The sequence below is a fragment of the Pseudomonas sp. HD6515 genome (assembly GCF_024971855.1).
GTDB classification, from domain to species: domain Bacteria; phylum Pseudomonadota; class Gammaproteobacteria; order Pseudomonadales; family Pseudomonadaceae; genus Aquipseudomonas; species Aquipseudomonas alloputida.
Map to the genome: position 1 here is coordinate 5,860,528 of NZ_CP079827.1, position 21,821 is coordinate 5,882,348.

20 protein-coding genes are annotated in these 21,821 nt (G+C 61.3%); 7 read left to right on the plus strand and 13 right to left on the minus strand.

Annotated elements, in window-relative coordinates:
• Positions 1 to 101: 101 nt before the first annotated feature.
• Both KW568_RS26935 and hutC read right to left on the minus strand, forming a co-directional pair.
• Positions 102 to 674 (minus strand): HutD family protein, encoded by a 573-nt coding sequence (locus KW568_RS26935; protein ID WP_004576933.1) that lies wholly within the window; start codon positions 672 to 674, stop codon positions 102 to 104.
• Positions 671 to 1,381, minus strand: coding sequence for a histidine utilization repressor (gene hutC, locus KW568_RS26940; protein ID WP_173881450.1), 711 nt, complete (start codon positions 1,379 to 1,381; stop codon positions 671 to 673). Before hutC ends, KW568_RS26935 begins: the two co-directional genes overlap by 4 nt.
• A 144-nt stretch (positions 1,382 to 1,525) precedes the next feature.
• Here hutC and KW568_RS26945 point away from each other — a divergent pair, with 144 nt between their 5' ends.
• On the plus strand, positions 1,526 to 2,890 hold the full coding sequence (locus KW568_RS26945) for a formimidoylglutamate deiminase (protein ID WP_259537234.1): 1,365 nt from the start codon (positions 1,526 to 1,528) through the stop codon (positions 2,888 to 2,890).
• Between the two features lie 71 nt (positions 2,891 to 2,961).
• On the opposite strand, the gene KW568_RS26950 is transcribed toward KW568_RS26945, so the two are convergent.
• The 5 genes from KW568_RS26950 to KW568_RS26970 all read right to left on the minus strand — a co-directional run bounded on the left by KW568_RS26950 (position 2,962) and on the right by KW568_RS26970 (position 8,312).
• A complete protein-coding gene (locus tag KW568_RS26950; protein ID WP_004576931.1) occupies positions 2,962 to 3,534 on the minus strand; it encodes a lipocalin family protein in 573 nt (190 codons plus the stop codon).
• A complete protein-coding gene (gene bamE, locus KW568_RS26955; protein ID WP_003249234.1) occupies positions 3,531 to 3,785 on the minus strand; it encodes an outer membrane protein assembly factor BamE in 255 nt (84 codons plus the stop codon). The genes KW568_RS26950 and bamE overlap by 4 nt, the downstream gene beginning before the upstream one ends.
• A gap of 227 nt (positions 3,786 to 4,012) precedes the next feature.
• A complete protein-coding gene (locus KW568_RS26960; protein WP_003249232.1) occupies positions 4,013 to 4,609 on the minus strand; it encodes a DUF924 family protein in 597 nt (198 codons plus the stop codon).
• A gap of 3 nt (positions 4,610 to 4,612) precedes the next feature.
• Positions 4,613 to 5,623: a class 1 fructose-bisphosphatase gene (locus tag KW568_RS26965; protein ID WP_003249230.1), complete on the minus strand. Its 1,011-nt coding sequence runs from the start codon at positions 5,621 to 5,623 to the stop codon at positions 4,613 to 4,615.
• A 238-nt stretch (positions 5,624 to 5,861) separates the two neighbouring features.
• Positions 5,862 to 8,312 (minus strand): glycogen/starch/alpha-glucan phosphorylase, encoded by a 2,451-nt coding sequence (locus tag KW568_RS26970; protein ID WP_004576930.1) that lies wholly within the window; start codon positions 8,310 to 8,312, stop codon positions 5,862 to 5,864.
• A gap of 184 nt (positions 8,313 to 8,496) precedes the next feature.
• On the opposite strand from KW568_RS26970, the gene KW568_RS26975 reads away from it, so the two are divergent.
• The gene (locus tag KW568_RS26975) at positions 8,497 to 8,901 is read left to right on the plus strand and encodes a YkgJ family cysteine cluster protein (protein WP_004576929.1); all 405 of its coding nucleotides are present in this window, start codon (positions 8,497 to 8,499) and stop codon (positions 8,899 to 8,901) included.
• Positions 8,902 to 9,083: 182 nt separating this feature from the next.
• On the opposite strand, the gene typA is transcribed toward KW568_RS26975, so the two are convergent.
• Both typA and thiI read right to left on the minus strand, forming a co-directional pair.
• Positions 9,084 to 10,904: a translational GTPase TypA gene (typA, locus tag KW568_RS26980; protein WP_003249222.1), complete on the minus strand. Its 1,821-nt coding sequence runs from the start codon at positions 10,902 to 10,904 to the stop codon at positions 9,084 to 9,086.
• Between the two features lie 128 nt (positions 10,905 to 11,032).
• The gene (gene thiI, locus KW568_RS26985; protein WP_003249221.1) at positions 11,033 to 12,487 is read right to left on the minus strand and encodes a tRNA uracil 4-sulfurtransferase ThiI; all 1,455 of its coding nucleotides are present in this window, start codon (positions 12,485 to 12,487) and stop codon (positions 11,033 to 11,035) included.
• A 450-nt stretch (positions 12,488 to 12,937) separates the two neighbouring features.
• Between thiI and glnA the strand changes: the two genes are divergently transcribed.
• The 3 genes from glnA to ntrC all read left to right on the plus strand — a co-directional run bounded on the left by glnA (position 12,938) and on the right by ntrC (position 17,228).
• Entirely contained in the window at positions 12,938 to 14,344 is a 1,407-nt protein-coding gene (gene glnA, locus KW568_RS26990) for a type I glutamate--ammonia ligase (protein WP_003249219.1), read from the plus strand.
• A gap of 365 nt (positions 14,345 to 14,709) precedes the next feature.
• Positions 14,710 to 15,795: a nitrogen regulation protein NR(II) gene (glnL, locus tag KW568_RS26995; protein ID WP_003249215.1), complete on the plus strand. Its 1,086-nt coding sequence runs from the start codon at positions 14,710 to 14,712 to the stop codon at positions 15,793 to 15,795.
• Entirely contained in the window at positions 15,792 to 17,228 is a 1,437-nt protein-coding gene (gene ntrC, locus KW568_RS27000; RefSeq protein ID WP_003249213.1) for a nitrogen regulation protein NR(I), read from the plus strand. The genes glnL and ntrC overlap by 4 nt, the downstream gene beginning before the upstream one ends.
• 590 nt (positions 17,229 to 17,818) lie before the next feature.
• On the opposite strand, the gene KW568_RS27005 is transcribed toward ntrC, so the two are convergent.
• Positions 17,819 to 18,256: a hypothetical protein gene (locus tag KW568_RS27005; protein WP_004576091.1), complete on the minus strand. Its 438-nt coding sequence runs from the start codon at positions 18,254 to 18,256 to the stop codon at positions 17,819 to 17,821.
• On the opposite strand from KW568_RS27005, the gene trmL reads away from it, so the two are divergent.
• The gene (gene trmL, locus KW568_RS27010) at positions 18,255 to 18,716 is read left to right on the plus strand and encodes a tRNA (uridine(34)/cytosine(34)/5-carboxymethylaminomethyluridine(34)-2'-O)-methyltransferase TrmL (RefSeq protein ID WP_003249209.1); all 462 of its coding nucleotides are present in this window, start codon (positions 18,255 to 18,257) and stop codon (positions 18,714 to 18,716) included. The genes KW568_RS27005 and trmL overlap by 2 nt on opposite strands.
• Before the next feature lie 155 nt (positions 18,717 to 18,871).
• On the opposite strand, the gene secB is transcribed toward trmL, so the two are convergent.
• Genes secB through KW568_RS27025 form a run of 3 tightly spaced genes read right to left on the minus strand, consistent with a single transcriptional unit; the run spans position 18,872 to position 20,066 of the window.
• Positions 18,872 to 19,357: a protein-export chaperone SecB gene (gene secB / locus KW568_RS27015; protein ID WP_003249206.1), complete on the minus strand. Its 486-nt coding sequence runs from the start codon at positions 19,355 to 19,357 to the stop codon at positions 18,872 to 18,874.
• A 39-nt stretch (positions 19,358 to 19,396) separates the two neighbouring features.
• The gene (grxC, locus tag KW568_RS27020; protein WP_003249204.1) at positions 19,397 to 19,651 is read right to left on the minus strand and encodes a glutaredoxin 3; all 255 of its coding nucleotides are present in this window, start codon (positions 19,649 to 19,651) and stop codon (positions 19,397 to 19,399) included.
• 1 nt (position 19,652) lies between these two features.
• Positions 19,653 to 20,066 (minus strand): rhodanese-like domain-containing protein, encoded by a 414-nt coding sequence (locus tag KW568_RS27025; protein WP_003249200.1) that lies wholly within the window; start codon positions 20,064 to 20,066, stop codon positions 19,653 to 19,655.
• A gap of 207 nt (positions 20,067 to 20,273) precedes the next feature.
• Between KW568_RS27025 and gpmI the strand changes: the two genes are divergently transcribed.
• A complete protein-coding gene (gene gpmI, locus KW568_RS27030; RefSeq protein ID WP_003249196.1) occupies positions 20,274 to 21,809 on the plus strand; it encodes a 2,3-bisphosphoglycerate-independent phosphoglycerate mutase in 1,536 nt (511 codons plus the stop codon).
• Positions 21,810 to 21,821: the final 12 nt, after the last annotated feature.

Below are 21,821 nucleotides of genomic sequence, written 5' to 3' on the forward strand. Positions count from 1 at the left end.
CGCCGCGCGGGCGGCGCTCGATCTCACAGGCGCAGAATGTGTCGAGGCGGACATCTGGCGGCGCTCGATCTCACAGGCGACAAAAACCTACAGCCAGGCCCTCAGCACTCAACCAGTTCGATCAGGCAGAACCGCCCCTGAACCTCCAACCCCAGCAATTCATCATTGCCTTCCAGACGCAAGCAGTCGAACAACCCCAACCGCTGCGTCTCGCGCCCGGCAATAGTGACTTCGACCAGGCTGCTGGCAGCAAACAACAACACCGTCGACGCCGAGCTGTACACCCGGCTGGTGCCATCCAGCCACTGCAGCCGCGCCCGATATCGCTGCGGTGCATAGATCAGGTTGAAATCGCGGATCGCCCCGCCCAGCAACTTGCAGCTGACCTGGCTCTCGCCGCTGAACGCAAACGCATCGAACGCCAGCAATGGCCGACTGGCCTGGCCGTCGACCAGCAGGCGCATGCCGTCGCCCTGCAGCACGGTGATGATCCGCTGGTAGCCGGCAAAGGTGGAAAACCCGCCCGACTCTTCGATATCGGCAATCGACAGACGCCAGCCAAAACCGTCCAGGCCCTCGCCACTGTCGCGGGTGATCTCTTCGGTGAAACCGCCACCGTTCTTCCACGGCATGCGCGGGTAATCGTGCGCACGCAACAACTGCAGCTGACTCATTTGCTGAAACGTCCTTCCAGGCGATGACGGGAACCGGGGTGGATCAGCCGTGCAGCGGTCACCGGCTGGCGGCCGGACCAGGTGCGACGACGAATCAGCAGGCAAGGCTCGCCCCGCTCGATCTGCAACAGGCGGCATTCTTCCGGCTCGGCCAGGATCGCCTCGACCACATGCTCACCTTCGGTCAACGGCGCCACCTGGGACAGGTAGGCGTAAGGCGTCTGCCGGGTGAAATCCTGCTTGAGGTAATCGGGCGCAATGGCCGCGTTAACGTAGCGGTCCTCGATCTGCACCGGCACACCGTTCTCAAAATGCACGATCAGCGAATGGAACACCCGCTGACCTTCACGCATGTCCAGAGCCAGCGCCCGTTCGGAGCCGGCCGCTTCTTCGGCAAGCGTGATCACCTGGCAGCTATGCTGGTGCCCGCGCGCGGCAATTTCATCGGCAATGTTGTTGACCTCGAACAGCGCCGAACGGCCCTTGGGCTCAGCCACGAAGGTGCCGACCCCTTGCATGCGCACCAGCAGGCCTTCGGCGGTGAGTTCACGCAGGGCGCGGTTGATGGTCATGCGGCTGAAGCCCAGCTCGTTGACCAGCTCGCTCTCGGAGGGTACCCGGTGATGCGGTGGCCAGCTGCCGTTGTCGATCTGCTGGATGATCATCTGTTTGACCCGGGCGTAGAGCGGCGCCGGGCCCTCGCCCATCTGGGCAACCAGCACGGAGACAGGAGGTGTCGGCACGGCGATGGATCCTTGTGCAAATGAAATGAGCGGTAGCTTGCCGCAGTTTACCCGGCAGGCAAACGCCTGTATATGTATATACAAGTTAACAATAACAGGATTCCACCGATGTCAGCCTACTTCGCCGAACGCGCCCTGCTACCTACGGGTTGGGCCAGCCATGTGCGTATCGAGGTCGCCCGCGATGGCCGCGTGGCCAGCATCGAGCCTGGCGCTTCGGCCGAAGGCGCCGAGCGCCTGGCCGGCCCGCTGCTGCCCGGCATGCCCAACCTGCACTCGCATGCCTTCCAGCGCGCCATGGCAGGCCTGGCGGAAGTTGCCGGCAACCCCAACGACAGTTTCTGGACCTGGCGAGACCTGATGTACCGCCTGGTCGGGCAGATCAGCCCAGAGCAGCTTCAGGTCATCGCCCGCCAGCTGTACATCGAGATGCTCAAGGCCGGTTATACCTCGGTGGCGGAGTTCCACTACGTGCACCACGACCAGGCCGGCAAGCCCTACGCCGACCCCGCCGAGCTGTCGCGACGCATCAGCGCGGCCGCAGCCGACAGCGGCATCGGCCTGACCTTGCTGCCGGTGCTGTACAGCCATGCAGGCTTTGGCGGCCAGGCGCCGAACGACGGGCAGCGGCGCTTCATCAACTCCACCGCGCAGTACCTGCAGCTGCAAGCCCAGCTCGCCCCGCTGCTGGCCGCGCAACCGGCGCAGCAACTGGGCCTGTGCTTCCACTCGCTGCGGGCGGTAACGCCTGGGCAGATCGCCGAAGTGCTGGCGGCCAGCGACAGGCAGTGCCCAGTGCATATCCACATCGCCGAACAGCAGAAGGAAGTCGACGACTGCCTGGCCTGGAGCGGCCTGCGCCCGCTGCAGTGGCTGTACGAGCATGTGGACGTGGACCGCCGCTGGTGCCTGGTACACGCTACCCACGCCGAACCGGACGAAGTCACTGCCATGGCCCGCAGCGGCGCGGTGGCCGGGTTGTGCCTGACCACCGAAGCCAACCTGGGCGATGGGATCTTCCCGGCAGTGGATTTCCTGGCACAGGGCGGGCGTATGGGCATTGGCTCGGACAGCCATGTGTCGTTGAGCGTGGTGGAGGAGCTGCGCTGGCTGGAATATGGCCAGCGCCTGCGGGACCAGCGGCGCAACCGCCTGTATCGCGGCGACCAACCGATGGTCGGGCGCACGCTGTATGACGCGGCGTTGGCCGGTGGTGCACAGGCGCTGGGGCAGGCGGTCGGCGAGTTGGCGGTGGGCAAGCGTGCCGACTGGCTGGTGCTCGATGGGCAGGACCCCTACATCGCCATGGCGGAGGGTGATGCCATTCTCAACCGTTGGCTGTTTGCCGGCGGCGATCGCCAGGTGCGCGATGTGATAGTGAATGGGCAGTGGGTGGTGCGCCAGGGGCGGCATGCGCAAGAAGAAGAAAGCGGGCGGGCGTTTGCCGAGGTGTTGCGCCAGCTTCTGGGCTGAGTGTATCGGGGCTGCATTGCAGCCCTTCGCGGGCTTGCCCGCGAAGGGTTGCAAAGCAACCCCAAAAAAACTCAGTGCATTTTTACTATTTGCTGATCGGACGCCCGCCAGATCAAGCGGCTGGTGTCATACCCCTGCTGCCGCGCCCTGGACAGCAGGTTCTCACGCTCCCAGGCCGGCAGTGTCGGCGTACGCGACAGAATCCAAAGGTATTTGCGGTCCGGGCTGCCGACGATGGCCGTACGGTAGTGGTCGTCCACATAAAGAATCCAGTACTCACCCCGCGCCACGCCTGGCACCAGCCTGGTGAACCAGTTATCGAACTCGACCCACAGCTTGTCGGTGTGCCCCGGCTCCTGGATATTCGCATGCCCTTCGGCGCGAAGCCATTCATCACCCATGGTGCGGCAGCGGTTGAGCACGCCATAACTGCCATCAGGCCTGAGGTTGTAATGGGCCTCGGACTGCTCGCAGCCTTCCTGGAAGCGCATGGGCAGGCGCGCCAGCTCGTACCATTTGCCCTGGTAGCGCTTGAGGTCGACATGGCCGGCGGTTTTCGGCGCCAGCGGGTCGTGCACGGAACCTGCACAACCGCCCAGCAGCAACGCCAGGCATACCCCCATCAGCAGGTACGCACGCCTCATTTGAGGCCCTGCCCGGAATACATCAGCACCTTGTCAGCTGCGTACTGCACGCTGATGAAGCTCTTCTCGTCCCCCCAGGTGCAGCTGCTCATGCCCAACGCGCCAGAACACTCGGTCGGCGTGCCGAGCAACTGCTCGACCTCGGCCTTGTTCATACCGGCCTTGATCTTGGAATAGTTTTCCTGATTGATCTTGCTGCAGGCAGTCAGCACGACGCACAGCGACAACAGGGCGAGGGAACGCAACGACATGAAGGGACACTCCTGAAAGATGATACAGGCGAGTGGCCTGCAGTGACCTTCGACGTGAAAATCCCTCCCAGGTTCCCTGCCCCACCCCCTATGTCCCTACACCATTGGTCGGATGGCCACTACTGTGCGATTAATCACAAAGCATTAATCATGCGCCCAATAAAAAAGGCCGCCCCCAATGGGAGCGGCCTTGCGTCGCGATGCCTGCACAGCAGGCCCCTTGGGCCTCAGAATCGGGACCCAGGCTCCAGCAAAAAGTCCATCTCTTCGCTGGTGCTCGGCCGCTCCAGCACCAGGTTGCGGTGCGGGAAGCGCCCGAAGCGGGCAATTACCCGCTGGTGCTGCTCGGCATAGTCGAGGAAGCCTTCAAACAGCCGGCGGTTGGCCTCGGGCTGTTCGTCCAGCAGCATTCGATAACGCTCCACGCACAGGTTCTGCCAGTCCAGCACTTCGGCATGCTCCAGTACCAGCAGCACGAACACGCGCTGGATCGGCAGCAACTGGTAATCCCAGCCCTTCTGCAGGCCCTGCATGGCCACCACCTGGGCACGCCGGTCGCCCTCGAAGGCACGCTGCGTGTCGCGGTAGATCATGCGTGGCAGCTGGTCGAGCAAAATCAGCAGGCCCAGCCAGCCCTGCGGGCTTTGCTGCCACTCTTCGAGCCCACCCGCCAGGGCATGCTCGACCAGGTCGCCAAACAGCGCATGGGCCTCGGCATCGTAATGTTTGCCGAACCACAGCGTGCTCTTCTCGTCAGCCACGGCCTGGGCACTGGTGCCCCAACCGAACCACCACTCCAGCAACGGCTGCCAAGGTGCGAGCATGACTTACTCCTTGTGGTAAGCGGTGACGCGCTCGACCTCTTCCTTCGAGCCGAGAATCACCGACACGCGCTGGTGCAGGCTTTCTGGCTTGATGTCGAGGATGCGATCGTAACCGTTGGTGGAAGCGCCACCGGCCTGTTCGATGATGAACGACATCGGGTTGGCTTCGTACATCAGGCGCAGCTTGCCCGGCTTGCTTGGTTCGCGGGCGTCACGTGGGTACATGAACAGGCCGCCGCGGGTCAGGATGCGGTGCACGTCGGCCACCATCGAGGCGATCCAGCGCATGTTGTAGTTCTTCTTCAGCGGGCCGGTCTCGCCTGCCAGCAGTTCGCCCACATAGCGCTGTACCGGGGCTTCCCAGTGGCGCTGGTTGGACATGTTGATGGCGAACTCGGCGGTGGTCTCCGGTACGCGGATGTTTTCGTGAGTCAGCACGAAGCTGCCCAGTTCGCGATCCAGGGTGAAGCCCTTGACGCCGTTGCCCAGGGTCAGGATCAGCATGGTCTGCGGGCCGTAGATGGCATAACCGGCAGCAACCTGCTCGGTACCTGGCTGCAGGAACGCTTCTTCGTTGAGGCTTTCGTTCTGGCTCAGGTATTGGTTAGGGCAACGCAGAACCGAGAAGATGGTACCGACCGACACGTTGACGTCGATGTTCGACGAACCGTCCAGCGGGTCGAAGACCAGCAGGTAGGCGCCTTTCGGGTACTTGCCCGGGATCTGGTACGCGTTGTCCATTTCTTCGGAAGCCATGCCAGCCAGGTGACCGCCCCACTCGTTGGCTTCCAGCAGGATATCGTTGGAAATCACGTCCAGTTTCTTCTGGACCTCGCCCTGCACGTTTTCAGTGCCCATGCTGCCCAGCACACCACCGAGGGCGCCTTTGGACACGTGATGGCTGATTTCCTTGCACGCACGCGCTACCACTTCGATCAGGAAGCGCAGATCGGCAGGGGTATTGTTGCTGCGGGTCTGCTCAATCAGATAGCGACTCAGGGTAACGCGGGACATGTATGGCTCCGAACGGATTGGGGGGGATGAAAAACCCCCGCAGTTTACAGGGAGAGTGACGGGCTAGCGAGTGATGAGACTCGCCACGGCTCTCAGACGGCACAATAGGTCGGTAGTTCAGCCTTCGCCAGGCCGGTGGTCTGGTTGTGGGGCCATTCGCGGACGCGCCCGCGCCTACAGGTGGATAAGGGCCCTGTAGGCGCGGGTTTACCCGCGAACAAGCCAGCACAGGCCCGCCTCAGTCCAGCGCCTTCCAGATCTCGGTCGCATACTCGCGAATGGTCCGATCCGAGGAGAACCAGCCCATCCGCGCGGTATTGAGCACCGCCTTGCGCCACCACTCCTGCGGTGTGTGCCACAGATCCTCGACCCGCCGCTGGGCATCCCAGTAGGCATCGAAATCGGCACACACCAGGAAGCGATCGTAGGCCACCAGGCCGTCGATCAACCCGGTGTACCGAGAAGGGTCGTCTGGCGAGAACACACCACTGCGAATGGCCTGCAACACATCGGTCAAGCGGTTGGAAGCAGCGATGGCGGCACTGGCGCCAAAATCACCGGCACGCTTGCGCGCTTCAACCTGCTGCGCGGTCAGGCCAAAGATGAACATGTTGTCGGCCCCCACCTGTTCGCACATCTCCACATTGGCGCCATCCAGGGTGCCGATGGTCAGCGCACCATTGAGGCCGAACTTCATGTTGCTGGTACCGGAAGCTTCGTAACCTGCGGTGGATATCTGCTCGGAAAGGTCCGCCGCCGGGATGATGCTCTCGGCCAGGCTGACGTTGTAGTTGGGCAGGAACACCACCTTCAGCAGGCCGCGCACCGTCGGGTCGTTGTTCACCACCCGGGCGATGTCGTTGGCCAGCTTGATGATCAGTTTGGCCTGGTGGTAACTGGCCGCAGCCTTGCCAGCGAAGATTTTCACCCGCGGCACCCAGTTGGTGCCAGGGTCGTTGCGTATGGCCTGGTACAGTGCAACGGTGTGCAGCAGGTTGAGCAACTGGCGCTTGTATTCGTGAATACGTTTGACCTGAACGTCGAATAGCGCCTCGGGGTTGACCGTGACGCCGAGGCGATCCTGAATGATGCTGGCCAGGGCGCGCTTGCTGTGCAGCCGCTGGGCAGCGAACTGCTTGCGGAAACCGGGTCTGTCAGCGAACGGCACCAGGCCCGCCAAAAGCGTCTGCGGGTCGTCCTTGAGTTCCGGCCCAAGCGCCTCGACCAGCATCTCGGTCAGCTGAGGGTTGGACTGGTACAACCAGCGGCGGAAGGTAATGCCGTTGGTCTTGTTGTTGATCCGTTGCGGGTAGAGCTTGTGCAGTTCGGAGAACACCGTGCTTTTCATCAACTTGCTGTGCAGCGCCGACACGCCGTTGACACTGTGCGAACCAAGAAACGCCAGGTTGCCCATGCGCACCCGTCGGCCGTTGTCTTCCTCAATCAGCGAAACCGCGCGCAGCACGTCGAAGTCGTGCAGACCTTTGGCCCGCAACGCATCGATATGGTAGGCATTGATCAGGTAGATAATCTGCATGTGCCGCGGCAGCATGCGCTCCATCAGCGCTACCGGCCAGGTTTCCAGGGCTTCTGGCAACAGGGTATGGTTGGTGTAGGCGAGCGTGCCGACGGTCAGCTCCCAGGCCTTTTCCCAAGGCACTTCGTGCTGATCCACCAGCAACCGCATCAGCTCCGCCACCGCAATCGAGGGATGGGTGTCGTTTAGCTGGATGGCCGCTGCATCAGGCAGGTTGAGCAGGTCCTTGTGCATGTTCAGGTGGCGCCGCAGCAAGTCCTGCAGCGAAGCCGAGACGAAAAAGTACTCCTGGCGAAGGCGCAGTTCCTGACCGGCCTCGGTACTGTCGGCGGGGTAAAGCACACGCGAAATGCTCTCGGCACGCGCCACTTCAGCCACAGCCCCCAAATGGTCACCGGCGTTGAAGCGCTCCAGGTGCAGTTCTTCCAGCGCGCGCGCGCGCCACAGGCGCAGGGTGTTGACGCTGGATCCGCGCCAGCCGACTACCGGCGTGTCGTAGGCCACCGCCCGCACCGTCTCGCCAGGCCACCATACCTGGCGCTGGCTACCGCTTGCATCGTGCACCGTTTCGACACTGCCGCCAAAGCTGATCGGGTAGATCACCTCGGCGCGCTCGAACTCCCAGGGGTTGCCGAAATCCAGCCAGTTCTCGGTCTGTTCCTGCTGCCAGCCATCGACCACGGCCTGACGGAACAGCCCGTGCTCGTAGCGGATGCCGTAACCATGGGCAGCGATACCCAGGGTAGACATGCTCTCCATGAAGCACGCAGCCAGACGGCCAAGGCCACCATTGCCCAGCGCGGCGTCCGGCTCGAGCAGGCGAATGCGTTCGAGGTCCACATTCAGCCCTTCCAGCGCATCGCGGGCGACGTCCAGCAGGCCCAGGTTGCTCAGGCTGTCGTACAGCAAGCGGCCGATGAGAAACTCCAGGGAAAGGTAGTAGACACGCTTCTGGCTGCGCCGATAGGCCTGCCGGGTGTGATCCATCCAGTGGTCGACCATGTGATCGCGCGCAGCCAGGGCAATGGCTTCGAACCAGTCATGGTCGAAGGCGTGCTCGGGGTCCTTGCCGACCGCGTAGGTCAGCTTGTTCAGTACAGCAGCGCGAAAATCCGCGACTTCGGCGTCACGTGCTTTGGGTTCCTGGGACATGCGGCATCCTCGGGCAAGTTGACGAAAGCGGAGGGAGAGTGTTGAGACTAGACCCTTCGACAGAGAGCGACAGTTACGGTTCGCAGTTTTCATGCCCACTCTGCGATTCCGGCAAAAGGTTGTTCATAAATTGAACAATTCCGGTATCATCGCGCGCCCCAAGACCGTGATCCACCCTATAAAGATGAAAACGACCCTGATCGCCGCGGCCGAAGTCGACCGCCTGGAGACCTGGCAGCGCTACACCAGCAACATGTGCCATGGCTGCCATTCGACCTGCTGCACCCTGCCGGTGGAGGTGAAGATCAAGGATCTGATCCGTATCGGCGTGGTCGACGAGTTCGAAAAAGACGACCCCCCCAAGAACGTGGCCAAGCGCCTGCAAAAAGAAGGCATCATCGAGCGCTTCAACCAGAAGTCCGGGATCTTCACCCTGACCCGAATGAGCAACGACGACTGCATGTACCTGGATCGTAAAAGCCGCCTGTGCACCATTTATGACAAGCGCCCGGATACCTGCCGCAACCACCCCAAGATCGGGCCGCGGCCGGGGTATTGCGCCTACAAGCCCAAGGTGGTTGGGCGCTGATCTATTGCCTGCAGCGGCCTCTTCGCGGGTAAACCCGCTCCTACAGGTCTTGACCTTTGTGGATATCCTGTAGGAGCGGGTTTACCCGCGAAGAGGCCGGTACTACCAGCACAAAAAACCCAGACAAACAAAAACGCCCCCGGCCTTTCGACCGGGGGCGTTTTCATTCAGCCTGAGCTAACTCAGTTCTTGGCTTTCTTGGCTGCGCGGGTACGCTCGCCTTCGTCCAGGATCTTCTTGCGCAGACGGATCGACTTAGGCGTCACTTCGCACAGCTCGTCGTCCTGGATGAATTCCAGGGCCTGCTCGAGGGTGTGGCGAACGGGTGGTACCAGGGCGATGACTTCGTCTTTGCCCGAAGCACGCATGTTGTCGAGCTTCTTGCCTTTGGTCGGGTTCACACCCAGGTCGTTGTCACGGCTGTTCAGGCCGATGATCTGACCGTTGTAGATCTCCTGGCCGTGTTCAACGAACAGCTTGCCGCGAGCCTGCAGGGTTTCCAGCGAGTAGGTCAGTGCCTTGCCGGTCTCGACCGAAACCAGTACGCCGTTGAGGCGGCCGGACATCTGGCCCGACTTCATGGTGTCGTAGCGATCGAAGATCGAGGTCAGGATGCCTGCACCGTTGGTCAGGGTCAGGAACTGGTTACGGAAACCGATCAGACCACGGGCTGGAATGTTGTACTCCAGACGAACACGGCCCTTGCCATCCGGAACCATGTTGGTCAGGTCGCCTTTACGCAGACCCATCTCTTCCATGACCTTGCCCTGGGATTCTTCAGGGATGTCGATGGTGACGTTCTCGAACGGCTCCTGCTTCACGCCGTCGACTTCGCGGATGATCACTTCAGGACGGCCCACGGCCATTTCGAAGCCTTCACGACGCATGGTTTCGATCAGCACCGACAGGTGCAGCTCACCACGGCCCGAAACCTTGAACTTGTCTGGGGAGTCGGTCTCCTGAACGCGCAGGGCAACGTTGTACAGCAGCTCCTTGTCCAGACGGTCCTTGATGTTACGGCTGGTGACGAACTTGCCTTCTTTACCGCAGAACGGCGAGTCGTTGACCTGGAAGGTCATCGAAACGGTCGGCTCGTCAACGGTCAGCGGCTTCATCGCTTCTACCGCATCCGGGGCGCACAGGGTGTCGGAGATGAACAGCTCATCGAAACCGCTGATGCAGACGATATCGCCAGCCTGGGCTTCTTCGACGTCAACGCGGTGCAGACCGTGGTGACCCATCAGCTTCAGGATACGGCCGTTACGCTTCTTGCCGTTGGTGTCGATGGCGACAACCGGGGTGTTCGGCTTGACGCGGCCACGGGCGATGCGGCCAACACCGATAACGCCGAGGAAGCTGTTGTAGTCCAGTGCGGAGATCTGCATCTGGAACGGGCCGTCGCGGTCAACAGACGGTGCTGGTACGTTGTCGATGATCGACTGGTACAGCGGGGTCATGTCTTCGGCCATGGCAGTGTGGTCCAGGCCGGCAATGCCGTTCAGGGCCGAGGCGTAGACCACTTTGAAGTCCAGCTGTTCGTCGGTGGCACCGAGGTTGTCGAACAGGTCGAAGATCTGGTCCAGAACCCAGTCAGGACGTGCGCCCGGACGGTCAACCTTGTTGATCACGACGATTGGCTTCAGGCCGGCTTCGAAAGCCTTCTTGGTCACGAAGCGAGTTTGCGGCATCGGGCCGTCCTGGGCGTCGACCAGCAGCAGCACGGAGTCGACCATCGACATTACACGCTCAACCTCGCCACCGAAGTCGGCGTGGCCGGGGGTGTCGACGATGTTGATGTGGTAGCCGTTCCAGTTGATGGCGGTGTTTTTCGCCAGAATGGTAATACCGCGCTCTTTTTCCTGGTCGTTGGAGTCCATGACGCGCTCGTCATTGAGCTCGTTACGCTCCAGAGTGCCGGACTGACGCAGGAGTTTGTCGACCAGAGTGGTTTTACCATGGTCAACGTGGGCGATGATGGCGATGTTACGCAGATTTTCGATCACAAGTGTATCTCGATCAGAGGATTCGGTTGCCGCCCAGTGTAGGCGGCCAATATGTACTGTTTAAGGCTCAGCGGGCCCGGCGGTCGGGAGGGCGATGGCGGATACTGCCGCCATACAGCCCCGGCGTCTTATGTCGGACGATAAACACGCACATTGGCATGTCCCTCACTGAGCAGGTGGTGTGCGTGCAAACGGCTCATCACACCCTTGTCGCAATACAGCAAGTACTGGCGCGTGGGGTCCAGGTGCTTGAACTTGCTGTTGATGGCGTAGAACGGCATGGCCTGGACTTCGATACCTTCCAGCACCAGAGGTTCGTCTTCCTGGGCATCGGGGTGGCGAATGTCGATGACGATCTGGCCTGGCAGCGCCTCGGCCACTTCCTCGATTTCGATGTCCTTGCCCAGCTCATCGATCACATGGTCGATGGAAATGAACTTGGCGCGCTCAAGAGCGCGCTCCAGCACGGCCATGTCGAACTGCTTTTCTTCGTGCTCCATGCGGTGACGCTTGGCATGGGTGGTCGGGTTTACCGAGATCACGCCGCAGTATTCCGGCATGTGCTTGGCAAAGTCCGCGGTGCCGATTTCGGTGGCCTGGTCGATGATGTCCTGCTTGTGGCTGGCCAGCAGCGGGCGCAGCACCAGCTTGTCGGTGGCCGAGTCGATGATCGACAGGTTCGGCAGGGTCTGGCTGGACACCTGGGAAATCGCTTCGCCAGTCACCAGCGCGTCGATCTGCAGGCGGTCGGCCATATGGGCGGCGCCGCGCAGCATCATGCGCTTGAGGGTCACGCCCATGTAGCTGTTGTCGACCTTGTTGAGGATCTCGCCAACCACTTCTTCGAACGGCACGCTGATGAACAGTACGCGCTGGCTGCTGCCGTATTTTTTCCACAGGTAATGGGCCACTTCCATTACGCCCAGCTCGTGGGCACGGCCGCCGAGGTTGAAGAAGCAGAAGTGGGTCATCAGGCCGCGGCGCATCATCTGGTAGGCCGCAACGGTGGAGTCGAAACCACCGGACATCAGCACCAGGGTCTGCTCCAGGGCACCCAGCGGATAACCGCCGATGCCGTTGTGCTGGTTGTGGATCACGTACAGGCGCTGGTCGCGGATTTCGATGCGCACCAGCACTTCAGGCTTTTTCAGCTCGATCCCGGCGGCGCCACACTGCTGGCGCAGCTGGCTGCCGACGTAACGGTCGACGTCCATCGAGGTGAAGTCATGGTGGCCACCGCGCTTGCAGCGCACGGCGAAGTGCTTGCCGGCCAGCAGGTGGCCGAAGTGGTGCTTGCACTTGGCGACGATGTCGTCGAAGTCACCCAGCGGGTATTCCTCTACCTGCAGGAAGTGGGTGATACCCGGGGTGCAGGTGAGGCGTTCGATCATCTCGCGCTGGACTTTTTCGTCTTCGACGCGGGTGACCACCTCGAGATTGTCCCAGACACCATCGACCGCGAGCTCAGGGTCGAGATCCTTGAGCACGTTGCGGATGTTCTTGCCAAGCTGGCGGATGAAGCGCTTGCGCACCGGCCGGCTTTTGATGGTGATTTCTGGGAAGACTTTGACGATAAGTTTCATTGGTTAACAGCGCGCGCAGGGCCTGCCGAAAATGAGGGGCGCGAATTATATCGGAAATTGCTCAGGATTTGACCAACTTTTGATCAGAAGCTTTGAGATAAATGCAGAGCCCAGGTTTTGCAGTGCCTGTTCCGGCCCTTTCGCGGGTAAACCCGCCCGTAGGAGCGGGTTTACCCGCGAAGAGGCCCTAGAAGCTAGCACACCACTCACGCCACGCACCCAATTGGTGCGAGACGATCAAAAAACGCATCGTAAGGGTGCACTTTTACCCGCCAACCCAACGCCAAATGCCCGCAAACGCCCCCTTTTATCCCACCCTCGCCATTTTCGGGCACTGGCATGCAATTTGCTCCCTTGTGAGGCAGGTAAGCTTGGCCGACTATCCGCGCCCGGCAACACCCTTTTTCCAGGGCAGCGGCCCACCGCGCTCTAGACCATCCGGAGGACAACATGTCGAAGTCGGTTCAACTCATCAAAGATCATGACGTCAAGTGGATTGATCTGCGTTTCACGGACACCAAAGGCATTCAGCACCACGTGACCATGCCGTCGCGTGATGCGCTGGACGAAGACTTCTTCGAAGTCGGCAAGATGTTCGACGGTTCCTCCATCGCTGGCTGGAAAGGCATCGAAGCTTCCGACATGATCCTGATGCCGGTCGACGAAACCGCCGTTCTGGACCCGTTCACCGAAGAACCAACCCTGATCATCACCTGCGACATCGTCGACCCGTCGAGCATGCAGGGCTACGATCGCGACCCACGCGCCATCGCCAAGCGCGCTGAAGAGTACCTGAAGAGCACCGGCATCGGTGACACCGTATTCGCCGGCCCAGAGCCTGAGTTCTTCATCTTCGACGAAGTGAAGTTCCACTCGGACATCTCCGGTTCGATGTTCAAGATCTTCTCCGAGCAGGGCTCGTGGATGACCGGCGCTGACGTGGAAGGCGGCAACAAAGGCCACCGTCCAGGCGTGAAAGGCGGCTACTTCCCGGTTCCGCCGTTCGACCACGACCACGAAATCCGTACTGCCATGTGCAACGCCCTGGAAGAAATGGGCCAGACCGTTGAAGTTCACCACCACGAAGTAGCGACTGCCGGCCAGAACGAAATCGGCGTCAAGTTCAACACCCTGGTGAAGAAGGCTGACGAAGTACAGGCGCTGAAATACGTCGTGCACAACGTTGCCGACGCTTACGGCCGTACCGCCACCTTCATGCCGAAGCCACTGTACGGCGACAACGGCTCGGGCATGCACGTGCACATGTCGATCTGGAAAGACGGCAAGAACACCTTCTCGGGTGAAGGTTATGCCGGCCTGTCCGACACCGCCCTGTACTTCATCGGCGGTATCATCAAGCACGGTAAGGCCCTGAACGGCTTCACCAACCCGTCGACCAACTCGTACAAGCGTCTGGTCCCAGGCTTCGAAGCCCCGGTAATGCTGGCCTACTCGGCTCGCAACCGTTCCGCCTCGATCCGTATTCCTTACGTTGGCAGCCCGAAAGCCCGCCGTATCGAAGCACGCTTCCCGGACCCATCGGCCAACCCGTACCTGGCGTTCGCGGCCCTGCTGATGGCTGGCCTGGACGGCATCCAGAACAAGATCCACCCAGGCGACGCGGCCGACAAGAACCTGTACGACCTGCCGCCAGAAGAAGCCAAGAACATCCCGCAAGTGTGCGGCAGCCTGAAAGAAGCTCTGGAAGAGCTGGATAAAGGCCGTGCGTTCCTGACCAAGGGCGGCGTGTTCTCCGATGACTTCATCGACGCCTTCATCGAACTGAAGAGCGAAGAAGAAATCAAGGTCCGTACCTTCGTACACCCGCTGGAATACGAGCTGTACTACAGCTGCTGATCTGATTGGCGCCTCGCGCCGATGACATGATCACAACGGCCTCCCTCGGGAGGCCGTTTTTGTTTCTGCGCACCTTGCAGAAGCACCACTGATTCGCCTGCCACGCTATGCTCTATCTTGGTGCACTAATTCACGCCATGCCCTCAATTGCTCCCCAATCTGGTTCAGATTAAACGTTTCACCAAGACTTTCTGATCCGAATTTGCGCAGATTCAGGCCTTTATCGGTAAATCCCGCTTCTTTTCGGAGCTTTGGTTTGTTTCTTGCATTTTCTTATCCAGAGTCTCGCATCAGTGGATCCACCCCGCGTCCGGCCCTGACCAAAGCAGTGCCAGGCAAGCGCCAAACGAGGTCAACGACGCCTTATGACCATCAGCGATGCACAGCACCGTCTGCTTCTGGACAACCTGACCACCGCCACGTTGCTGCTCAACGCCGAGCTGCGCCTGGAGTACATGAACCCGGCCGCAGAAATGCTACTGGCCGTCAGCGGCCAGCGCAGCCATGGGCAGTTCATCAGCGAGCTGTTCACCGAATCGACCGAGGCGCTCAGTTCGCTGCGCCAGGCGGTCGAGCAGGCGCACCCGTTCACCAAGCGTGAAGCGCAGCTTACATCGCTGACCGGGCAGACCATCACCGTCGACTACGCGGTAACGCCGATACTGCATCAAGGCCAGACCCTGCTGTTGCTCGAGGTGCATCCGCGGGACCGTCTGCTGCGCATCACCAAGGAAGAGGCCCAACTGAGCAAGCAGGAAACCACCAAGATGCTGGTGCGCGGCCTGGCCCACGAAATCAAGAACCCCCTTGGCGGCATCCGCGGAGCGGCCCAGCTACTGGCCCGCGAACTGCCCGAGGAAGGGCTGCGCGACTACACCAATGTGATCATCGAAGAGGCCGACCGCTTGCGTAACCTGGTCGACCGCATGCTCGGCTCGAACAAGCTGCCGTCGCTGGCCATGACCAATATTCACGAAGTGCTGGAGCGGGTGTGCAGCCTGGTCGATGCCGAAAGCCAGGGGTGCATCACTTTGGTGCGCGATTACGACCCAAGCCTGCCGGACGTGCTGATCGACCGAGAACAGATGATTCAGGCCGTACTCAACATCGTGCGCAACGCCATGCAGGCGATCAGCTCGCAGAATGAGCTGCGCCTGGGTCGCATCACCTTGCGCAGCCGTGCCCTTCGCCAGTTCACCATCGGCCACGTGCGTCACCGCCTGGTAGCGCGGGTAGAAATCATCGACAACGGCCCGGGCATCCCGCCGGAACTGCAGGACACCCTCTTCTATCCCATGGTCAGTGGCCGCCCGGACGGTACCGGGCTGGGCCTGGCCATTACCCAGAACATCATCAGCCAGCACCAGGGCCTGATCGAGTGTGAAAGCCACGCTGGCCATACCGCCTTCTCGATTTACCTGCCTCTGGAACAAGGAGCCACCGCCTCATGAGCCGAAGTGAAACCGTATGGATCGTCGACGATGATCGCTCCATCCGCTGGGTCCTGGAAAAAGCCCTGCAACAGGAAGGCATGACCACCCAGAGCTTCGACAGCGCAGACGGTGTCATGGGACGCCTGGCACGCCAGCAACCCGACGTGATCATTTCCGACATTCGCATGCCTGGCACCAGCGGCCTCGACCTGCTGGCGCAGATCCGCGAGCAGCACCCGCGCCTGCCGGTCATCATCATGACCGCCCACTCCGACCTGGACAGCGCCGTGGCCTCGTACCAAGGCGGTGCCTTCGAGTACCTGCCCAAGCCATTCGACGTCGACGAAGCGGTATCACTGGTCAAGCGCGCCAACCAGCACGCCCAGGAGCAGCAAGGCCTGGATGTGCCACAGAACCTGGCGCGCACCCCGGAAATCATTGGTGAAGCCCCGGCGATGCAGGAGGTGTTCCGCGCCATCGGCCGCCTCAGCCACTCCAACATCACCGTGCTGATCAATGGCGAGTCCGGCACCGGCAAAGAACTGGTGGCCCACGCCCTGCACCGGCACAGCCCACGCGCAGCATCGCCGTTCATTGCCCTGAACATGGCCGCCATCCCCAAGGACTTGATGGAGTCGGAGCTGTTCGGCCATGAGAAAGGCGCCTTCACAGGTGCTGCCAACTTGCGTCGCGGCCGTTTCGAGCAGGCCGATGGTGGCACGCTGTTCCTCGACGAAATCGGGGACATGCCTGCCGACACCCAGACCCGCCTGCTGCGTGTGCTGGCCGATGGCGAGTTCTACCGCGTGGGCGGCCATGTGCCGGTCAAGGTCGACGTGCGCATCATCGCCGCCACCCACCAGAACCTGGAGTCACTGGTGCAGGCCGGCAAGTTTCGTGAGGACTTGTTCCACCGCCTGAACGTGATCCGCATCCATATTCCGCGCCTGGCCGACCGCCGCGAGGATATCCCCGCCCTCGCCCGCCACTTCCTTGCCCGGGCGGCCCAAGAGCTGGCAGTCGAGCCGAAGATCCTCAAGCCGGAGACTGAAGAGTTCATCCGCAACCTGCCATGGCCGGGCAATGTGCGGCAGATGGAGAACACCTGCCGCTGGATCACCGTGATGGCCTCCAGCCGCGAAGTGCTGATCGGCGACCTGCCACCCGAACTGCTGAACCTGCCACAAGACGCCGCGCCGGTAACCAACTGGGAGCAGGCCCTGCGCCAGTGGGCCGACCAGGCATTGGCGCGCGGGCAGACCAGCCTGCTGGACAGTGCAGTGCCGAGCTTTGAACGGATCATGATCGAAACGGCACTCAAGCACACCGCCGGCCGCCGTCGCGATGCAGCGCTGTTGCTGGGTTGGGGGCGCAATACCCTGACGCGCAAGATCAAGGAGCTGGGGATGAATGTGGCCGGGGGGGATGATGAGGAAGGTGATGACCACTGAGCTCTGAATTAGCTTTTTAGATTGCTGGGGCTGCTTTGCAGCCCATCGCGACACAAGGCCGCTCCCACAGGATCACCTCTGCCCCCAAGGCTGATGCGATGGACACACATCGCGGTCGTCGTAGGAGCGGGTTCACCCGCGAAGAGGCCGGGCCTGCTGGCCAATCTCCACCTGCCGTTCAGCGTTGCCACCACCACCGTATTCGCGGGTAAACCCGCTCCTACCACGATCCTGTGGGAGCGGCCTTGTGTCGCGATGGGGCGCAAAGCGGCCCCAGTCATTTCAGCCTTCTGAATGCACCGTTCCTGTGCCGGCTGCACCTCTCGAAGGCACAAATCCCCTCAAAATCCGGCCAAATCACCCGCAAAGCCCAGTATTCACGGCTTTTGCAAAACTGGCACGCCCCCTGCAATAAGCAATACATCTCCAGTTTCGGGGGCCCTGGTACAGGCAGGCCGGGTGAACCCCTCTTTTATTTGCAGCACCGCCGCTTTTGGGGACCTCGGTACAGGCAGGCCGGGACATCCCCCCTTTATACGCAGCACCCCTTTTGGGGACCCTGGTACAGGCAGGCCGGGATATCCCCTCTTTTATTCGTGCAGTTTCACTTGCACCCGCCAGCGTCCAGCGTCCTCTGCACCGGCCCATTCGCCGCGCAGGGGGCGCGCGGCCACCACCGTCAACAACAAACCTTCCTTGCTGTGCTGTACCCGCCAGCTCACCGGCTTGCCCTGCAGGCTGAGCTGCCCTTGCTGAGCCTTGCCCTGGGCCTGAAACAGCAACGCCACCGTCCCTTCCACGTTCTCGCCATGCAGCTTGGGCTCTTCGTTGAACCACAGCTCCAGGCCATCCTGCGTCGCTTGCACCTGCTGCAGCTCACGCTCGTCCGGCGTAGTCAGGCGACCGATCATCAGCCCTACCATCAAGCCAACGATCGCCAATGACAGCATCACCCGTGGGAAGGCCTTCGAACGCACGTCCGGTTCAGGGGTAGAATGCCCGTCATCTTCACGTTTGGAGCCGTGCATGTTTCACGTCATCCTTTTTCAACCAGAAATTCCGCCGAATACCGGCAACATCATTCGTCTATGCGCCAACAGCGGCTGTGCCCTGCACCTGATCGAACCCATCAGCTTCGAACTGGATGACAAGCGCCTGCGCCGCGCAGGGCTGGACTACCACGAGTATGCCACGCTCAAGCGCCACGAGAGCCTGGCCGGATGCCTGGAAAGCCTTGGCAACCCACGGTTGTTCGCCTTTACCACCAAGGGCTCGCACCCGTTCCACGAAGTGGCCTTCCAGCCGGGCGACGCCTTCCTGTTCGGGCCAGAGAGCCGCGGGTTGCCGGCCGAGGTGCTGGACAGCCTGCCGGCCGAGCATCGCCTGCGCCTGCCGATGCGGCCAGGGTGCCGTAGCCTGAACCTGTCCAATACCGTGGCGGTGACGGTGTATGAGGCATGGCGGCAGAACGGGTTTGCCGGCAGCTGATGTGTTGCCTGTACGGGCCTCTTCGCGGGTAAACCCGCTCCTACGCAGGCCGAGAGAACGGCGCAATCCCCTGTAGGCGCGGGTTTACCCGCGAAGAGGCCCGCGCCGGCAACAAAAAAGCGCCCCGAGAGGCGCTTTCTTGATACCGGCAGTAATTACTGCACAGTAGGCGCTTCACCCGCTTCCTGCATACGCTGCATTTCTTGCGCGTACAGGGCGTCGAAGTTGACCGGCGACAGCATCAGCGCCGGGAACGAACCGCGGGTCACCAGGCTGTCCAGGGCCTCACGGGCATAAGGGAACAGGATGTTCGGGCAGAACGCACCCAGGGTGTGGCTCATCGAAGGCGCATCGAGGTTGGCGATCAGGAAGATACCGGCCTGCTGCACTTCAGCAATGAAGGCCACTTCATCACCGTTCTTGACGGTAACCGACAGGGTCAGCACGACCTCGTGGAAGTCACCTTCCAGGGATTTCTGCTTGGTGTTCAGGTCCAGGGCAACGCTCGGTTCCCAGGTCTGACGGAAGATCTGTGGGCTTTTCGGGGCCTCGAACGACAGGTCACGCACATAGATGCGCTGCAGGGAGAACTGAGGGCTGTTGTCTTCTGCAGCAGCGCCGTTGGTCTGTTGGTCAGTCATGTCAGATCCTTATCCTAATGTTTTTGAATGCAGTGCAAATCAGGCCGCCAGCAACGCGTCGAGCTTGCCCGCGCGCTCCAGGGCATAGAGGTCATCGCATCCACCGACATGGGTACTGCCGATCCAGATCTGCGGCACCGACGTACGGCCGGCTTTCTGACTCATCTCGGCCCGAACCTGCGGTTTGCCGTCGACCTTGATTTCCTCGAAGGCCACGCCCTTGCTCTCGAGCAGGTACTTGGCACGCATGCAGTAGGGGCAGTAGTCGCTGGAATAGACGATGACAGGCTTCATATCACTTCACCAGGGGCAGGTTATCGGCTTTCCAGCTGGAAACGCCACCGCTCAGTTTGGCGGCGTTGTAACCAGCTTTGAGCAGCTCGCGGCAAATGGTGCCGGACTGCTGGCCCATCGCGTCGACGACGATCAAGGTCTTTTCTTTATGCTTGTCCAGCTCGGTCATGCGGTTGGCCAGCTTGTCCTGCGGGATGTTCACCGCGCCGACGATGTGACCGGCGGAGTATTCCTTGGCCGGGCGAATATCGATCACCAGGGCCTTCTCAGCATTGACCAGGGCTGTCAGTTGGCCATTAGTCAGGCTCTGGCCACCACGACGGATTTCATTGACGAGCAGCAGGACCAGCAGAATGAGGAAGATCGCAACCAGGATGTAGTGATCTGTCGCGAATTGAATCAGGTGAGCAACCATCAGCGGTGTTCCAGGCGATTGAAAATGCCGGCCAGTATACACAGCCCCTTGGTGCCACCAAAGCCCGACGGGCCGGCCACAAAACCACCTTCATGTTGCTACCACAGGTGCGCCGGTCGGTGGAATGGGACGAATATTCGCCGCAGGTGGCGTATTTGCCCTAAAATGCGTGTCTTTATCATCTTTGAACAACCGTGAGTTTGATTGATGACGAGCACGCCCAAACCCCTGGTCCTGATTATCCTGGATGGCTTCGGCCATAGTGATATCCCCGAACACAACGCCATCTTTGCCGCCAATAAACCGGTCTATGACCGCCTGTGCGCCACCCAGCCGCATGGCCTCATTTCCGGCTCGGGCATGGATGTCGGCCTGCCGGACGGGCAGATGGGCAACTCCGAAGTCGGTCATATGAACCTCGGCGCAGGTCGTGTCGTCTATCAGGACTTCACCCGGGTGACCAAGGCCATCCGCGACGGCGAGTTCTTCGAAAACCCGGTACTGACAGGTGCTGTGGACAAGGCAGTCGGTGCTGGCAAGGCCGTGCACATCCTCGGCCTGCTGTCCGATGGTGGCGTACACAGCCACCAGGAGCACTTGGTGGCCATGGCCGAACTGGCCGCCCAGCGTGGCGCTGAAAAGATCTACCTGCACGCCTTCCTCGATGGCCGGGACACCCCGCCACGCAGCGCGCAGTCGCCCATCGAACTGCTCGACGCCACCTTCGCCAAACTGGGCAAGGGCCGCATTGCCAGCCTGATCGGCCGCTACTACGCCATGGACCGCGACAATCGCTGGGACCGCGTCAGCGCCGCCTACAACCTCATCGTCGACAGCACTGCCGAGTACACCGCTGACACGGCCCTGGCAGGCCTTGAAGCGGCTTACGCCCGCGACGAAAGCGACGAGTTCGTCAAGGCCACGCGCATTGGCGAAGCCGTCAAGGTCGAAGATGGCGATGCCGTGATTTTCATGAACTTCCGCGCCGACCGCGCTCGCGAACTGTCGCGTGCATTCGTAGAGCCAGACTTTACGGAATTCGCCCGTGCGCGCCTGCCGAAGATGGCGGCGTACATCGGCCTGACCCAGTATTCGGCGAAGATCCCGGCACCGGCAGCCTTTGCCCCGTCCAGCCTGAACAACGTGCTGGGCGAATACCTGGCGAAAAACGGCAAGACCCAGCTGCGCATCGCCGAAACCGAGAAATACGCCCACGTCACCTTCTTCTTCTCGGGTGGCCGTGAAGAGCCGTTCGAAGGCGAAGAACGCATCCTGATCCCGTCGCCGAAGGTCGCCACCTATGACCTGCAACCGGAAATGAGCGCACCAGAGGTGACCGATCGCATCGTCGAAGCCATCGAACAGCAGCGCTTCGACGTCATCGTGGTCAACTACGCCAACGGCGACATGGTCGGCCACACCGGCGTGTTCGAGGCGGCGGTCAAGGCCGTCGAAGCACTGGATACCTGTGTAGGGCGCATTGTCGATGCACTGGACAAGGTCGGCGGCGAGGCCCTGATCACCGCTGACCACGGCAACGTCGAGCAGATGGAAGACGAGTGCACCGGCCAGGCGCACACCGCGCACACGACCGAGCCGGTACCGTTCATCTATGTGGGCAAGCGCAACGTGAAAGTGCGTGAAGGCGGCGTGCTGGCAGACGTGGCGCCGACCATGCTGAAGCTGCTTGGGCTGGAAAAGCCGGTGGAAATGACCGGTACCTCGATTCTGGTCGACGCCTGAATGTCGAAAGGG

What these genes read in the sequence shown, in the direction of transcription:
- grxC (WP_003249204.1), bottom strand. Translation starts at nt 19,651, where the DNA reads ATGAAGCCTGTCATCGTCTATTCCAGCGACTACTGCCCCTACTGCATG.
- KW568_RS26960 (WP_003249232.1), bottom strand. Translation starts at nt 4,609, where the DNA reads ATGCTCGCACCTTGGCAGCCGTTGCTGGAGTGGTGGTTCGGTTGGGGC.
- KW568_RS26945 (WP_259537234.1), top strand. Translation starts at nt 1,526, where the DNA reads ATGTCAGCCTACTTCGCCGAACGCGCCCTGCTACCTACGGGTTGGGCC.
- KW568_RS26970 (WP_004576930.1), bottom strand. Translation starts at nt 8,312, where the DNA reads ATGTCCCAGGAACCCAAAGCACGTGACGCCGAAGTCGCGGATTTTCGC.
- glnL (WP_003249215.1), top strand. Translation starts at nt 14,710, where the DNA reads ATGACCATCAGCGATGCACAGCACCGTCTGCTTCTGGACAACCTGACC.
- hutC (WP_173881450.1), bottom strand. Translation starts at nt 1,381, where the DNA reads ATGGGCGAGGGCCCGGCGCCGCTCTACGCCCGGGTCAAACAGATGATC.
- ntrC (WP_003249213.1), top strand. Translation starts at nt 15,792, where the DNA reads ATGAGCCGAAGTGAAACCGTATGGATCGTCGACGATGATCGCTCCATC.
- KW568_RS26965 (WP_003249230.1), bottom strand. Translation starts at nt 5,623, where the DNA reads ATGTCCCGCGTTACCCTGAGTCGCTATCTGATTGAGCAGACCCGCAGC.
- KW568_RS26950 (WP_004576931.1), bottom strand. Translation starts at nt 3,534, where the DNA reads ATGAGGCGTGCGTACCTGCTGATGGGGGTATGCCTGGCGTTGCTGCTG.
- thiI (WP_003249221.1), bottom strand. Translation starts at nt 12,487, where the DNA reads ATGAAACTTATCGTCAAAGTCTTCCCAGAAATCACCATCAAAAGCCGG.
- KW568_RS26975 (WP_004576929.1), top strand. Translation starts at nt 8,497, where the DNA reads ATGAAAACGACCCTGATCGCCGCGGCCGAAGTCGACCGCCTGGAGACC.
- KW568_RS27025 (WP_003249200.1), bottom strand. Translation starts at nt 20,066, where the DNA reads ATGGTTGCTCACCTGATTCAATTCGCGACAGATCACTACATCCTGGTT.
- KW568_RS27005 (WP_004576091.1), bottom strand. Translation starts at nt 18,256, where the DNA reads ATGCACGGCTCCAAACGTGAAGATGACGGGCATTCTACCCCTGAACCG.
- glnA (WP_003249219.1), top strand. Translation starts at nt 12,938, where the DNA reads ATGTCGAAGTCGGTTCAACTCATCAAAGATCATGACGTCAAGTGGATT.
- bamE (WP_003249234.1), bottom strand. Translation starts at nt 3,785, where the DNA reads ATGTCGTTGCGTTCCCTCGCCCTGTTGTCGCTGTGCGTCGTGCTGACT.
- secB (WP_003249206.1), bottom strand. Translation starts at nt 19,357, where the DNA reads ATGACTGACCAACAGACCAACGGCGCTGCTGCAGAAGACAACAGCCCT.
- KW568_RS26935 (WP_004576933.1), bottom strand. Translation starts at nt 674, where the DNA reads ATGAGTCAGCTGCAGTTGTTGCGTGCGCACGATTACCCGCGCATGCCG.
- gpmI (WP_003249196.1), top strand. Translation starts at nt 20,274, where the DNA reads ATGACGAGCACGCCCAAACCCCTGGTCCTGATTATCCTGGATGGCTTC.
- trmL (WP_003249209.1), top strand. Translation starts at nt 18,255, where the DNA reads ATGTTTCACGTCATCCTTTTTCAACCAGAAATTCCGCCGAATACCGGC.